This window comes from Marivivens aquimaris (assembly GCF_015220045.1).
Taxonomy (GTDB): Bacteria; Pseudomonadota; Alphaproteobacteria; order Rhodobacterales; family Rhodobacteraceae; genus Marivivens; species Marivivens aquimaris.
Genome location: NZ_JADBGB010000001.1, coordinates 835,001 through 849,705 on the forward strand (window position 1 = coordinate 835,001; position 14,705 = coordinate 849,705).

Sequence of the window (14,705 nt, forward strand, 5' to 3'; positions counted from 1 at the left end):
GACTGGGGCGGTCGCCTCCCAAACAGTAACGGAGGCGCGCGAAGGTTGGCTCAGAGCGGTCGGAAATCGCTCGTTGAGTGCAATGGCATAAGCCAGCCTGACTGCAAGACTGACAAGTCGAGCAGAGACGAAAGTCGGCCATAGTGATCCGGTGGTCCCGAGTGGAAGGGCCATCGCTCAACGGATAAAAGGTACGCTGGGGATAACAGGCTGATGATGCCCAAGAGTCCATATCGACGGCATCGTTTGGCACCTCGATGTCGGCTCATCTCATCCTGGGGCTGGAGCAGGTCCCAAGGGTATGGCTGTTCGCCATTTAAAGAGGTACGTGAGCTGGGTTTAGAACGTCGTGAGACAGTTCGGTCCCTATCTTCCGTGGGTGTAGGATACTTGAGAGGAGTTGCCCCTAGTACGAGAGGACCGGGGTGAACGATCCACTGGTGGACCAGTTGTCGTGCCAACGGCAGTGCTGGGTAGCTATGATCGGACAGGATAACCGCTGAAGGCATCTAAGCGGGAAGCCCCCCTCAAAACAAGGTATCCCTGAGGACCGTGGTAGACCACCACGTCAATAGGCCGGAGATGTAAGTGCAGCAATGCATTCAGTTGACCGGTACTAATCGTCCGATAGGCTTGATCTGTTCCAGAAACAGCAACGCTTCAGAAACATACTAAAAACGTACTTCACTTGGAAATCTTGGTTCTTTCTCGGTCTGGTGGCTATAGCACGAGCAAAACACCCGGTCCCTTTCCGAACCCGGCCGTTAAGTGCCGTTGCGCTGATGGTACTGCGTCTTAAGACGTGGGAGAGTAAGTCACCGCCAGACCTAGTAAGAACCAAATTCTCTCTAAACATATCAATCTAATATCCCCATAAGCAGCTTCGCTAAAAAAGGGATAAGTGTTTACACACCCAACGCGGGGTGGAGCAGCCCGGTAGCTCGTCAGGCTCATAACCTGAAGGTCGTAGGTTCAAATCCTACCCCCGCAACCAAATCCCATGATAACAAATGCCGTATCGCCCCGCAAAACGCGGGGTTCTTTGCGTTGGTGCCACACTACCCCTTGGGCCACCGTTCCGATGGCCCAAAAGGCACGTTAATCAGGCTGTCGCAGCACTCAAACCCTGATCAAGATCCGCGATAATATCCTGAACATCCTCGATCCCGATCGATATCCGCACAACGTTCGGACCAGCTCCAGCTTTGATTTGCTGATCTTCTTCCAGCTGACGGTGCGTGGTCGAGGCCATCGGCCAAGCCAGTTATTTTGAAAGCGTGGCTTCGTCATAGACCTTAAGCACATTTTGTACGGCTTCTAACAAGGCTTCATCAAAATGCTTTGCGGTCACATTTGGCAGATACTGCGAAAGAAGCGGCTCGGGGATAGTTCGGCCAGCGAAGCGCGACTTGAGGGCTGACACGGCTTCGGACGCGTCCTCAGTCGGCCAATAATAGCGGATGCGATCAGAGTAGCTGAAGTGGCGCTGGTAAAAGAGGTCTTCGTCGGAGCCTTCGTAGTACTTCGACCAGTTGTCGGGACGCTGCAGCATCGTGTTTTCCAATGCCGACATCAGCCGGTTCTTCGGCGCATATCCGTCCATAACGTCAGCAATCGCATCAAGGCCATAGAGCGCTTCGCGCAGAGCAAACGTCAGCCAAGGGCCGACTTTCAGAATGGAGAAGCCGCCCTGTACCAGCGCAGCCAGTGCTTCTTCGCTTTGGTAGTCGGTCGAGTGCGCCTCGAATACGATCATTGGCAACGACTTTAGGTAGTCGGTCAGACCGGACGCGTTTGATGGGACGAACTTTATGACGTCCGAGTGGCCAAACTCCACCCCAGGCTGCACGACCATACCGATGACGCGGTCAAAGGCACTTTGCTGGTCTTGCTCTGCAAACGCAGTCTTATGGACCGCGTAGGTTTTTGATACCGCGTCGGTGGTCGTCACAGCCAGCTCGTGTAGCTCATCAAGTGCGCCGCCAGGCACGGGGACTTCGGTGCCGATAACGTACACAGGGTCTCTGTCCGTTTTATTGGCTTCGGCTACGGCAGCAAGCCGCGCGGCGCGCGACGCCGTTGTGTCGTCATCCAGAGCGACGGGCTCACCTGCGCAGCCCATCGAGCAATCGAGGTGGAGTTTCGTAAAGCCCGCAGCGGAGAAGGCCGCAATCATGGCTTCGGCTTTTGTCATGGCGTCCTCGGCGGGAAGCGATTTCCACGGGTTCGGGCCCAAGTGGTCGCCGCCGAGGATCACGTTGTCCATAGAGATACCGACCTTTTGCGCGATCTCCTCGACGAAGGACCGGAAGTCGGATGGCGTCATGCCCGTGTAGCCGCCTTCGTGATTGACTTGGTTGCATGTCGCCTCAATCAGGGCAGGGCGACCGGTTTCTTTTGCCAACGATAGCGCAGCCTCAATGACAACGGGATGGGCCGAGCAAACGGACGTGATGCCAAGCGGCTTTCCGGAATGGAAAGCTGCCGGGATCGAACGGAGAGGATGGGTCATACGGCTCTCTCTTTGGATTTCATAAATTCGACAAGGGTTTCATAGGTCGCGGCGCCCTCCATCGGGCCTCGCTTGGTCACAGCATGGGCGCCTGCTGCCGCGGCAACGTTCAGGGCATCGGAAACGTCCGTTCCGGCGCACCATAGGGCGACGAAGGCTCCGCCAAAGCAGTCGCCCGCACCAGTCGGGTCGACCTCGTCGACGATATAGGGCGCGATGAATTTGCTGGTGTTGGCGTCATAATACTGCACCCCCTCTGCGCCCATTTTGTGGACGATGACTTTGACGCCGAGCGCAAGGAGCTCCGCGACCGCGTCCAAGTCGTTTTGTGCTGATGTCAGCAATGTCAGTTCGGCGCCGGAGGGAAGAAAGACGTCGGTCAGCGTGACGAACTCTTTCATCGCTTCGGCCAAACCGGGGGATGAGAGGATCTCTTTACGAAGGTTAGGGTCGAACGAGATTGTCCCACCGCGCTCCTTGACCCCTCGCGCTGCTTTCAAGTTCATCTCTACGAAGGATGGGCTCGAAAGTGACGAGCCCATGACGTGGAGGTGCGTTGCGTCATCCAGAACGCGTTGCGCTGCTTCACTCTCGGGCAGCAGCCCGCTGGCTGAATGACGGATATTGAAAACGAAGTCCCTTGACCCGTCACTTCTATATCTGACGAAGGCCGAACCGGTCGGACGGTCCTGATCGATCGCTATTCCTGAGATATCCACGCCGTCTGACGCCAACCGTTCAATATTGAGCCGACCGAAGTCGTCGTCCCCGACCGTCGATACAATGGCGCACTCCGCGCCCATGCGTGCCACTTGATCGATAAAAATGGCTGGCGCGCCGGACGGATAGGGGCCTGTCATCGCAATGGGGTCTTTAAACCCATCGCCGATGGTGTCGGCCATGATCTCAACGAGAATCTCGCCAATAACCACGATTTTACCCATACCCGAACCTTCCCTGCGCTTATCGGTGGCGCGAATACGCTCGCGGATCGTCACCGTTTTGGCGCCATCCACAGGCATCGAAGTTAATCTATAAGTTTACGCGCGTAAATAAAATGTTCCGTTTTGCGGTGCGTCGTGGCAATCTTTATCTACTTGCGGCAAGTAAATGGTCCCGCCCGAGGAAAGGGATTGAAGATGGAAGAGAAAAAGATCCGCAATATGGACGAGTTTGCTACAGTGAGTGGCATCTCCCGTCCGACCCTTTCGAAGTACTTCAACAACCCGAGGAGGGTCAGGGGCTCGACGCGCGAGCGCATCGAGGCTGCTCTCGACAAATATGACTACCGACCGAACCTATTCGCGATGAACCAGAACCGGCGCTCTACCCGCAATATCGGGATCGTCGTACCGACCATCGCTGATCCCTTTTTTGCTGAAGTCGTGCGCCATGTGGAAATGCGCTGCACTGTTGCAGGGTACTGGCCGATCGTTATTTCGTCGCACGGCGAGACAGAGCAGGAACTGGCTGCGCTGGACACCCTGCGCACGTTGAGGTTGGCTGGTGCGGTGATTGCGCCATTGGGTGAACCGAGCGATGTCGAGCGCTTGCGCCAGTTCGCGGATGAGGCCCCGACAGTACTGTTCGATAGTTACCTCGATGTCGGGCAAGTCTTTGTAGGAAATGATAATTTCAACTCAATAGGATTGATCGTCGAGTATCTCTGCCGCACTGGCGAGCCGCCCTGTTTCCTAGACATGCCAGCGGTCAATCTGAACGCGTCGGAACGCCGGGACGCCTATGTTGCCGCAATGGAGCGCCTCGGCCATGAGCCGCGTGTTGTGCCGATCTTGGGGTCGAGCTGGAACTTTGAAGAGCTCGGCTACGAGGAAGGCCTTCGCCTGATCTCGAATCGCGAATTCACGTCCAGCACTGTCTTGTGCGCAAACGACCGTATGGCGATCGGGTTACTGGCTGCGGCGTACTCCAAAGGATTGCGGGTCGGGCGCGGAGCTGGCTGTGCTATGCGTATTGCTGGTCATGACGATCACCCGCTGGCGCGCTTTACCTGCCCGCCGCTGACCACCGTCGCGCAGGACTACACGGCGATTGCAGAGCGGAGCGTTGAGTCCCTGTTTGCGCTCATTGAAGGGGAAAATAGGGATGCCGTTCCAGCAATCCAGAGGCTGGGAGCGCGACTGATCATGCGGGACTCGGCCTGATAGGTCGTGGTAGGTCGAAAAATTATCGCGCGTAAAAATATTGATGCGAAGTTGAGATGTCCTCGTTTCTCACCGTGGTCTTTCAGCACCGAGGGAGGAAATGGATGAAAACCGCATGCAAACACGTGGCGGCATCGGCGCGCTAATGATCCATCGCTTGAGCCGTGAAAAGCTAGTGGCGTTGATGTTGGGCGTATAGATTGCCGAAAGCCTGAAAATTCAGGTGCAGGACCACGATGCCCGGCGCAAATTCTACCTGTGCATTACGTTGGCATAGCCATCGTGGATCACCTGGCTCATCGCTTCTCGCGCCTCTGTCGGAGCACCCGAGGCGATGGCCGAGACGATGGCGCGGTGACGTTTGGCGACGGTCTCGCGGCGATCAGAAAAGTCGCCGATATGCTCGGCCATGAACAGCGAGTAGAGCGCCGTCTGCACGAGGTCACCAAGCGACTGGAGGAAGCGATTGCCGGACAGGCGCAGGACCTGCTTGTGAAACTCGTAGTCGGCCAGTGCGAAATCGGTGCGGCTGTCTGCGGTTGCCAATCGGTCGCAGAGAGCGTGCAACTCGTCCAGCTCGACCTGATTGACGCGGCCCGCTGCTTGGGCGGCGGCCGCGGGCTCGAAGATCATCCGGATCTCGTAGAGCTCTTCAAAGAACCGCGTCGGATTGCGGGCCGTGGCGTGCCAGCGCAGAACATCCTCATCGAACATGTTCCAGTCATCGGCGCGGCGCACATGGGTGCCGACCTTGGCCTTTGACTGGATCATACCCTTGGCAATCAGCGTCTTCTTCGCCTCGCGCACTACAGTGCGCGACACGCCAAACATCTCGCACAGGTCCGGATCGAGCGGGATCATCGTCTCCGCCGGATATTCGCCAGCTACGATGGCGCGGCCGATCTGGTCCACCACGAAGGCCGTGTGGTTCGACGCACGCTCCGCCACGCCTCCGGATTGGATGAGTGTCATGAATGAGCGGCGAAGCCAGTAGCTTTCTTTCGTTTTGCCTGCCCCGCTTTTGCCTGCGTCGCCCACATCAATCCTTTCTGTAGGAGGATGAATGCGAACAGCAGCCCTCCGATGACGATTTTCGTCCACCAACTCGACAGGGTGCCGTCGAAGACGATGTACGTCTGAATAAGTCCCATAATGAGGATGCCGAAAAACGTCCCCGCGACAAAACCATATCCACCAGTCAAAAGCGTGCCGCCGATCACGACCGCTGCGATCGCGTCGAGTTCAACGCCCACAGTCGCCAACGAATAGCCGGCCGATGTATAAAGCGAGAAGACGATCCCTGAAAGCCCCGCGAGCCCTCCGGACAAGGCATAAATGCCGATCGTGGTCTGCGCGACAGGAACGCCCATCAGCTTTGCAGCCTGTTCACCGCCGCCGAGCGCATAGACGTTCTGACCGAAGCGGGTGCGGTGCGCCACAAGGATGCCCGCGATAAACGTCAGCACCATCACGCCGCCAATCAGGCGGAAGCGGGCACCGTCGACTTTCCAGTAAAGGCCCTGAAGCGTGTCGTAGAACTCGTGCGTGATCGGGACGCTTTCGGTCGACAAAACGTAGGCCGCACCGCGCGCGAGGAACATTCCAGCCAAGGTCACGATGAAGGGCGGCATTTCGAGGTAGTGAATAGTCGCTCCCATCGCGGCCCCAAAGCAGGTGGTCAGCGTCAGTACGATGGCGAATGCGACCAGCGGATGCAGCGAGGTATCGCGCAGGATAACGGCCAGGAAAACGCCGGTGAAAGCGATGATCGAACCGATCGACAGGTCGATACCGCCCGACAGGATGACAAACGTCATACCGACCGCCGCAATGCCGATGAATGCGTTGTCCGTCAGCAGGTTCGCGATCACCCGCGTCGACAGCATCGCGGGGTAGGCGTAGCCGCAAAGGGCGTAGGCCAGAACGAATGTTCCGAGGGTCACCAAAAGCGGAAGATGGGTCGCGCGGATCATTGGGTGGCCTCTTTCTTGGGACGTGCTCGGGTAGCTTCGGGCTGCGGTTGCGGACCGGTGGCGCGGATCAGATAGATCAGGTTCCCGATACGGGGCGACTGGATCACGAGGATGGTCAGGATCAGGGCCGCCTTGATCACCAGATTGAACTCCGGCGGCATTCCCGACAGCAGGATCACCGAATTGATGGACTGGATGATCAGCGCACCAAGCAGCGACGCGACGATAGAGAACCTTCCGCCAAGGAGCGAATTGCCTCCGATCACGACCGCGAGGATCGCATCAAGCTCCAACCAAAGCCCGGCGTTATTGGCGTCCGCGCCTTTGATGTCAGCTGCAACGATGACACCGGCGAGAGCAGCGCAAAGGCCGGTCAGAAGGTAGACGCAGACCAGCAGTACTCGGCTGTTGATACCGGCCAAGCGGGACGAGCGCTCGTTAATGCCGATGGCTTCGATCAGCATCCCGAGGGCCGAGCGGCGGACGACAAATGTCACCAACGCTCCCAATGCGACCCAAATCAGGATCGGCGTCGGCAAACCGAAGACCGTGCCGGAACCGAGCTGGATCAGACCCTCGTTCGAGAACGTCAGGATTTTGCCTTCGGTTACCAGCTGTGCAATCCCGCGTCCGGCCACCATCAGCACAAGCGTCGCGACGATGGGCTGGATGCGTAGCACCGCTACAAGAAACCCGTTCCACAACCCGCAAAGACCGCCCGCAAGCAGTGCGGCCAGAAGCGCCGTGCCCCAGCCATGTCCTTCGACCACTGTTGACGCCGCGACTGCGCCCGAGATCGCCATGACCGCGCCGACCGACAGGTCGATGCCTTTGGTCGCGATGACGAGCGTCATGCCGATGCACAGCAATGCGACGGGCGCGCCGCGGTTCAGAACGTCGATGAGGTTGCCGAAAATTCGGCCATTGCGGAAGTCGATCTGGAAGAAATCCGGAAAGACGATGACGTTCAGCAGAAGTGCCGCCGCGAGGATGATAAGCTGCGGCAGGATCCGTTTCAGAAGCGAAGGTTTCGGTCCCATCAGGCGTCCTCTTTTTCGTCTGCGATGGCGCGCACGATGTTGTCCGGCGTGATCTCGTCGCCGTTCAGTTCGCCGACCTGTTTGCGGTCGCGCAGCACCACGACGCGGGTAGAGTAGGCGACCAGTTCCTCAAGTTCGGACGACGCCACAAGCAGCGCCATCCCATCGGCGCGAAGCTGGTCGATGAGAGCGATAATCTCTGCATGCGCCCCGACGTCGATGCCGCGTGTGGGTTCATCAAGGATCAGGAAATCGGGGTTCGTCGCCAGCCAGCGGGCGAGGAGGGCCTTTTGCTGGTTGCCGCCAGACAGCAAGCGGATCGGCATGTCCAAAGAGGCCAAGCGGATATCCAACGCACGCACGTAGCGTTCGGCGATCTCCTGAACTTTCGCGCGGGGTATCGGCTTCATCCAGCCTTGGCGGGCTTGAAGGGCGATGATGATATTATCGCGCACCGACAGATCGCCAACGATCCCGTCGACCTTGCGATCTTCGGGGCAGAGGGCAAAGCGCTGCGCTACGGCATCTCGCGGACGGTTGACGGATACGGGCCGCCCCCGCAGGTGCGTTTCACCTTCGTCCGCTGCGACAACGCCGAAGATCAGGTTGCAAGTCTCGGAACGACCGGAGCCGAGGAGGCCGGCAAGCCCGACGACCTCTCCTTCGCGGACGGTCAGATCGAACGGCTCGATCATGCCGCGTTTGGTCAGGCCCTTGAACTCGACCAGCGCCTTGCCGGCCGGAGCGACCGTTTTGCGCTCGACGCGGGATTCAAGCTGACGCCCCAGCATCATCGTGACGATATCCCGCTGCGTGACATCGCGGATGATGCAGCTGTCCACGACGCGCCCGTTGCGCAGGATCGTCGCGCGGTCCGAAATCTCGAAAACCTGGTCGAGGAAGTGGGTGATGAACACCACCGCCAGTCCTCGGGCGGTTAGCTGACGGATCACGCCAAATAGAAGCGCGACCTCATCGCGGTCCAAGCTCGCGGTCGGCTCATCAAGGATCAGAACCTTGCCGGACATCTCTACCGCGCGTGCGATGGCGACGACCTGCTGGATCGCGACCGAGTAGGCCGAAAGCGGCTCTGCGGGGTCTATGTCCAACCCGTAGCTCGCCAGCACGTCACGCGCTTCGGTATTCATCTTTCGGCGCGCCAGAAACGGCCCGCGCATCGGCTGCCGACCGAGGAATAAGTTCTCGGCCACGGTCAGGTTCGGCAGCAGATTGACCTCTTGGTAGACGGTGCCAATGCCAAGCTTCTGGCTGGCCGCAGTAGACTCTGGCGCGACCTCTTCACCGTCGAGGACAATCACACCGCCGTCACGCCGATAGGCGCCAGTCAGGCATTTGATCAGCGTGGATTTCCCCGCGCCGTTCTCACCCAGCAGGGCATGAACTTCGCCAGCATGCAGAACGAGTTCCACATCGTCCAAAGCAATCGTACCGGGAAAAAATTTCGAAATGCCTCGTGCGTGCAGCATCGGTGCTGCGAGCGATGGCGTCATGTCGTTCATACGGAAATCCTAGAGGCTGACCGGTCTTCTTCTGACGAAAATACTGACCGGCCCGATGGGAAAGGCCGGTCAGCAGTTGGGTGCTAACGCACCTCCGGGAGAGCCTTAGTAACCAAGGTCTTTCTTCATTTCGTAGATCGCTTGGTTGTCGTCAGCCGCAGTGAACAACTTGGATTCCGTCTGGATCCACTTCGCAGGCTCGGTGCCGTCAGCCAAATAGGCTTCGAGTGCGTCCAGAGCCGGACCCGCCATGTTCGGCGTCAGTTCGATGGTCGCGTTCATCTCGCCGTTGGCAATGGCAAGGTGCGCATCCGGAACGGCGTCGATGGCGACGATCTTGATGTCTTCGCCCGGGGTCAGGCCGGCCTCTTTGATCGCCTGGATCGCGCCGACGGCCATGTCATCGTTGTGGGCGTAAAGCGCGCAAATGTTCTCGCCACCCTCGGCCTTGAGGAAGCTCTCCATCACGACCTTGCCCTGCGCGCGGGTGAAGTCACCGGTCTGCGAGCGGACGATTTCGAGGTTATCGTGTCCGGCGATGCCTTGTTCGAAACCGCTTTTACGGTCGATGGCAGGTGAGGAGCCAGTCGTGCCCTGAAGTTCGACGATACGGCAATCGGCGCCGTCCATTTCGGTTGCGAGCCATTCACCGGCAACCTGACCTTCGTGAACGAGGTCGGACGTCACGGCGGTCAGATAGAGCGACTCGTCGGCATCCACGGTACGGTCGAGCAGGACGACCGGAATCTCGGCATCCTGCGCTTCTTCGAGCACCTCGTCCCAGCCGGTCGCAACAACCGGCGCGATCAGGATCGCATCGACGCCCTGAGCAATGAAGCTACGGATCGCCTTGATCTGGTTCTCCTGCTTCTGCTGCGCATCGGCGAATTTGAGTTCGATGCCGCGCTCTTCAGCTTCGAGACGGGTCACGGTGGTTTCGGCAGCACGCCAACCGGATTCCGAGCCGATCTGGCTGAATCCGATGGTCATATCCGCAGCAATCGCGGCGATGGGCGCAGAGGCAATAGCGGTCGCTAAAAGTACAGTTTTAAGTTTCATAAATTCCTCCCTTGGAGCCTTCTCCTAACTCCGTGGAGGCTATTAAGTATTATTTTATTAGTTTTGGCAATCTTGGCGTGTGTCTGGTTGAGGCGCGGAATTGTGCGCGCATTATCAATGTTTTGCGGGTGAGAGTTGCCACGTGTCCTAATGACCTGCCGATCGAACGACCTTCTGCGACGCACCTCATGCGGGCAAAGTCGAAGCCACGATTCGCCTCTGTCCCGAGCAGCGCTACGCACCAGATCGCACGCGCCACGCGCCTGATTCAAAGCCCCTCATCTGGTGCGAAAACACCCATTTGCCGAACGCCCTGCACCTTGTTGACAATCCCTCGCGACTTGCCAGTCTGGCACCGTTTCCAGAAGGTGTCCCACATGTCGAAAAGCGTTAATCGAGTGCACGAAGCAGCCAAGTCACTGGGCCTCGACGTCGAGGTTGTCCGGATGCCGGATAGCACGCGCACGGCTGCCGATGCTGCGAACGCCTGCGGGTGTGAAGTTGGCCAGATCGTCAAATCGATGATCTTCGAAGGCGTGGAAAGCGGCGAATTAAAACTGCTGCTTGTGAGCGGCGCGCACGACGTCGATCTCACGACCATCAGCGATCATGTGGGCGAGGGGCTGACACGCGCCGACCCCAAGCGCGTTCGCGAAGAAACCGGCTTTGCCATTGGCGGGGTGTCCCCAATCGGGCACCTCGCGCCAATCGCGACGTGGATGGACGACACGCTGCTGTCGTACCAAGAGGTCTGGGCCGCCGCTGGTGCGCCGAATGCGGTCTTTCGCGTTGCGCCCGACGTTTTGAAGGCAAAGATCGAGGCGAAGGCTCTGCCGCTGAACAGCGCGTAAGTGCTCCCCGCCACTCAGAATTATCCGTTCTCCTGACGCTCTCGAGCGCGGGCGCGCGGCATGATGCGATCAAGCTCCGAGGAAAAATCACTGTCCCTCGAAGCCCCGCCCAATGGTTGAAAACGTTACCCTCCTCGCACGCAAAACATATTGATTGGAGAATGGCTAACAGCCAATCTCATCGGCACTTCACATCCTTTTGCCCAAGTTTTGTTCACGACTTATGTAGGAACGATTTTCATGACAGTTGAAGTGACTCTGACCGACTTGAACGGTTTGATCGAATACACCCTCGAAGATGTAGATTTGCTGTTCTTCGCGGGCGGCGGCGCCGCGTTCGACTTTAGTTATCTCGATGCCAATCAACTCACGGGGTTGGCGGAAATGACCCCCGCCACGATCATGCCCGAGAATACGTTCCGGCTCACCTATTACAGCGATATTACGGGATCGGTGACGGCCGATCTGGTTGGCGATTGGCCGGAGCCGCTTCAGCTTTTCCAGATCGGAAATAGCGATGCATGGGTGGAAAGCACCGCGAATATCCAGATCGAAGAGGTCACCGTTATTGCGCCGCACTCCTACAAGATCGTTATCGATTTCAACGGCGAAGGCCCGACGGTCAAGGAGTTCGTCGAAACGTGGACCGAAGCGGATCTTGCCGCGCTGAACCCGCTCGTGAATGGTGAATTCGCGACCCAGGACGGGTGGTCGGGCACCAGCGGCAAAGACAAATACAACGGCACGGCGCAGGACGACGTGATCGAGGGTCTTGGCGGCAAAGACATCCTCAGAGGTGGCCGCGGCGACGACGAGATCTTTGGCGGCAGCGGTAACGACAAACTGGTGGGACAAGCCGGAAACGACACGCTCGATGGTGGCGCTGGCAATGATAAACTGTCTGGCGGCGGCGGACGTGACCAACTGAGCGGCGGTGAGGGCAAGGACAAACTGATCGGTGGAGGCGGCAACGACAGCCTTGCCGGTGATGGCGGAAACGACGTTCTCTCCGGCGGTGGGGGCAATGACCTGCTTCAGGGCGGCACAGGCAATGACCGTCTGATTGGCGGGGGCGGCAATGACGCGCTCTCTGGCGGTGACGGCATGGACACCTTCATCGACGGTGGCGGCGACGACTACATGTATGGCGGCGGCCACGCGGACGTTTTCATCTTTGAAAAGAAGAGCGCAGGCGGTGACGACTTCGTTTCAATGGAGCGCTTCGGCGGCGACGTAATCCGTCTGGAGGGCTATGGCGTGAGTGTCGACACCTCCACAGCCAGCGCGTCCGAAATCGAAGCAGCAATGTCCAATCGTGGCATCACCGTCACGCAGGAAACGGCTGGCGGTGAATTCGTGGTCCACTTCGCGAAGTCTGGCGACACCATTACAATGAGCTTTGACCAAGCGGTCCTCCTGCCTCAGGTCTGGGACTACTTCGAGTTCGGTTGACGTCAGTGATGAAACGCAGAAGCGTCCCGACCGGTGAGTGCGGGGCGCTTGTCTGGTGTTAGTGTCGGCGCCGGTCCGACCCCCTGATCCGTTTGCGATATGCGCTCGGGGTTTCGGACCGCATCCGCAGGAAATGGCGGTTGAAGTTCGCTTGCGACGAATAACCAACGTCTTGCGAGATGATCCCGACAGGCAGATCAGTCGCCGCAAGTCGGGCACACGCTTCACCGATCCTGAGGTTGATGAGGTAACTCGACAGGCTGACGCCCACATGTCGGATGAACATCCGGTGCAGCCCCGAGGGACTGAGCGCCGCGATTGCCGCCAGAGCCTCGATGGTGATCGGCTGATCATAGTGCCGGTGGACGTGATCGAGGACGCGGTTCATCCGGTCGGGGTAGCCTTCGGATTTCTGGAGGAAGCCGATTGACGACAGCGTGGTTGCTCCATTGTCTCTTGACAGAAGCAGTAGCAGTTCCAGCAAAGTCGTGATCCCCTCACGCACCGGCAACTCGAAAAGGCGCTCAATAAGGGGGCGGGCTTTCGACTGCATTTCCTGCGAGAACTGCAGCCCGCGCTGGGCGCGATCACAGAACGACATCAGGGCCGAAAACTCCGGCGCAGACCGCCCTATGGCTTTGAGCCACTCCGCATCGAACCAGATGACCTTGGCGAGGAACGGTAGCGACGGGTCGATCCGTTCTTGAGAGGCCCATGTGTGGGGCAGGTTCGAGCCGACCAGAGCGAGGTCTCCGTCGCCGAAACCGGACACATGATCACCGACGAAACGTTGCCCGACGCAGTTCAGCGTCAACGTCAGTTCCATCTCCGAATGGTGGTGCCAGTTGAACGGAATACCCTGTTCCAAACGACGGTCGAGCCGCTGCCACGACACATCGCCGCGCTGGGGCAATACCTCTCGGCTTGCGCTCTTGAGCATGTAATCCGGCGACATGACGCCAGAATAGTATTGGAAATCGCCAGAAGTCGACAACAATCGGCATCCATGCGGCGCATGATGGTTGGGACTTACCAAGAGGGAGACCCACAATGTCAGAAGCCACCGAGCGCGATCATCACCCCACAACGTCCCAAACGACGCCTCTGCATCTTATCAAAAAACAGCTTCCGCTGCGTGTCCTGTCGCAGAGCGACTGGGAGCACTGGATTACGAAAGGCTACGTCATCGTCCGTCAGGTCGTGCCGCAAGCGAATGTCGAGCGACTGGCAAATCTGCTGTGGGAGTTCGACGAAAAGGACCCCAACGACCCGTCGACATGGTACGCGCCGCAACGGCGTGAGCACAAGATGAAGGAACTCAACAACACCGGAATGCTGGAGATCTACAATCACCAGTACCTTTGGGATAACCGCATGGAACAGCGGGTCTATGATGTGTTTGTCGACATCTGGGATCGCACCGACCTGTGGGTGACCATCGACCGCGCGAACCTCAATCCGCCGAAAAAGGTCAAAGGCAACCCTGACGGGTTCATCCATTGGGACGTGGACACCTCGCTCGATCCGCTGCCGATCGGCGTGCAAGGCGTTCTGAGCCTCATGCCGCAAGATCACGAGACCGGCGGGTTTCAGTGTGTGCCGTACCTCTTTGAGAAGTTTGACGAATGGAAGGCCACGCAGCCCGCTGACCGTGACCCGATGCACCCCGATATGACGGGGCTGGAGCGCGAGAATATCGAAATGGCGCCTGGTGATCTGCTGATCTTCAACTCGCTGCTGGCCCACGGGGTGCGCCCCAACCACTCGGACAACCGTCACCGCATGGCGCAGTACATCTCCATGCATCCCGCCGAGCCGCACAATACTGCGGAACGTGATGAACGCATCCGGCTCTGGCGCGAACAGGACCACCCGCAGCGTGATGCATTTCCGGGCGATCCGCGTGAATGGGAAAAGCGCCATGGGAAGGTCGCTGAACTGACCGAATTGGGCGAGAAACTCCTCGGGCTACAGTCGTGGTGAGTTGGCTTTAGGCGTCGAGCTTTGGATTTGTAAATGAGAGCAGGGAGTGGGCGGATAGTTCCGCCAACTCCTTTCGGCATTGACCAGCGCGGCTTGGTTGGCACCTTCGACCTCTCCATCGGCCAGAGGCCTCTGCGGGATCTGCCGTCA

The 14,705-nt window shown here is 58.6% G+C and carries 12 protein-coding genes, 1 tRNA gene, 2 rRNA genes and 1 pseudogene (1 of these 16 cut by a window edge); 7 read left to right on the forward strand and 9 right to left on the reverse strand.

Going from position 1 to position 14,705, the window contains the following annotated elements:
• The 3 genes from IF204_RS04270 to IF204_RS04280 all read left to right on the forward strand — a co-directional run.
• Window positions 1-641 (forward strand): 23S ribosomal RNA (locus IF204_RS04270); it begins 2,185 nt to the left of the window's first position.
• A gap of 71 nt (window positions 642-712) precedes the next feature.
• Window positions 713-827, forward strand: a 5S ribosomal RNA gene (rrf, locus tag IF204_RS04275).
• 90 nt (window positions 828-917) lie between these two features.
• Window positions 918-994 (forward strand) — tRNA-Met (locus IF204_RS04280).
• A 108-nt stretch (window positions 995-1,102) separates the two neighbouring features.
• Here IF204_RS04280 and IF204_RS04285 read toward each other — a convergent pair.
• The 3 genes and pseudogenes from IF204_RS04285 to IF204_RS04295 form a co-directional block, all read right to left on the reverse strand.
• Window positions 1,103-1,249: pseudogene (locus IF204_RS04285) on the reverse strand (PLP-dependent transferase); the annotation flags it as partial.
• Window positions 1,250-1,264: 15 nt separating this feature from the next.
• Window positions 1,265-2,512: a D-tagatose-bisphosphate aldolase, class II, non-catalytic subunit gene (locus IF204_RS04290; RefSeq protein ID WP_194094948.1), complete on the reverse strand. Its 1,248-nt coding sequence runs from the start codon at window positions 2,510-2,512 to the stop codon at window positions 1,265-1,267.
• Window positions 2,509-3,534: a tagatose kinase gene (locus IF204_RS04295; RefSeq protein ID WP_228069055.1), complete on the reverse strand. Its 1,026-nt coding sequence runs from the start codon at window positions 3,532-3,534 to the stop codon at window positions 2,509-2,511. The genes IF204_RS04290 and IF204_RS04295 overlap by 4 nt, the downstream gene beginning before the upstream one ends.
• Before the next feature lie 117 nt (window positions 3,535-3,651).
• Between IF204_RS04295 and IF204_RS04300 the strand changes: the two genes are divergently transcribed.
• Window positions 3,652-4,677 (forward strand): LacI family DNA-binding transcriptional regulator, encoded by a 1,026-nt coding sequence (locus tag IF204_RS04300; protein ID WP_194094950.1) that lies wholly within the window; start codon window positions 3,652-3,654, stop codon window positions 4,675-4,677.
• A gap of 252 nt (window positions 4,678-4,929) precedes the next feature.
• Here the strand turns inward: IF204_RS04300 and IF204_RS04305 are convergent, their stop codons facing one another.
• The 5 genes from IF204_RS04305 to ytfQ form a co-directional block, all read right to left on the reverse strand.
• Complete coding sequence (locus IF204_RS04305) at window positions 4,930-5,649, reverse strand: FadR/GntR family transcriptional regulator (RefSeq protein WP_194094951.1); 720 nt, start codon at window positions 5,647-5,649, stop codon at window positions 4,930-4,932.
• Complete coding sequence (yjfF, locus tag IF204_RS04310) at window positions 5,646-6,650, reverse strand: galactofuranose ABC transporter, permease protein YjfF (protein ID WP_228069057.1); 1,005 nt, start codon at window positions 6,648-6,650, stop codon at window positions 5,646-5,648. The genes IF204_RS04305 and yjfF overlap by 4 nt, the downstream gene beginning before the upstream one ends.
• Window positions 6,647-7,690, reverse strand: coding sequence for an ABC transporter permease (locus IF204_RS04315; protein WP_194094953.1), 1,044 nt, complete (start codon window positions 7,688-7,690; stop codon window positions 6,647-6,649). The genes yjfF and IF204_RS04315 overlap by 4 nt, the downstream gene beginning before the upstream one ends.
• Window positions 7,690-9,210, reverse strand: a complete 1,521-nt coding sequence (locus IF204_RS04320; RefSeq protein WP_228069059.1) for a sugar ABC transporter ATP-binding protein — start codon at window positions 9,208-9,210, stop codon at window positions 7,690-7,692. Before IF204_RS04320 ends, IF204_RS04315 begins: the two co-directional genes overlap by 1 nt.
• Before the next feature lie 105 nt (window positions 9,211-9,315).
• Window positions 9,316-10,269, reverse strand: coding sequence for a galactofuranose ABC transporter, galactofuranose-binding protein YtfQ (gene ytfQ, locus IF204_RS04325; protein WP_194094955.1), 954 nt, complete (start codon window positions 10,267-10,269; stop codon window positions 9,316-9,318).
• Between the two features lie 377 nt (window positions 10,270-10,646).
• Here ytfQ and IF204_RS04330 point away from each other — a divergent pair, with 377 nt between their 5' ends.
• Complete coding sequence (locus tag IF204_RS04330; RefSeq protein ID WP_194094956.1) at window positions 10,647-11,120, forward strand: YbaK/EbsC family protein; 474 nt, start codon at window positions 10,647-10,649, stop codon at window positions 11,118-11,120.
• 240 nt (window positions 11,121-11,360) lie between these two features.
• Window positions 11,361-12,572, forward strand: a complete 1,212-nt coding sequence (locus tag IF204_RS04335) for a calcium-binding protein (RefSeq protein ID WP_194094958.1) — start codon at window positions 11,361-11,363, stop codon at window positions 12,570-12,572.
• Window positions 12,573-12,630: 58 nt separating this feature from the next.
• On the opposite strand, the gene IF204_RS04340 is transcribed toward IF204_RS04335, so the two are convergent.
• A complete protein-coding gene (locus IF204_RS04340) occupies window positions 12,631-13,569 on the reverse strand; it encodes a helix-turn-helix domain-containing protein (protein ID WP_228069061.1) in 939 nt (312 codons plus the stop codon).
• Between the two features lie 53 nt (window positions 13,570-13,622).
• Here IF204_RS04340 and IF204_RS04345 point away from each other — a divergent pair, with 53 nt between their 5' ends.
• On the forward strand, window positions 13,623-14,555 hold the full coding sequence (locus IF204_RS04345; protein WP_194094960.1) for a phytanoyl-CoA dioxygenase family protein: 933 nt from the start codon (window positions 13,623-13,625) through the stop codon (window positions 14,553-14,555).
• Window positions 14,556-14,705: the final 150 nt, after the last annotated feature.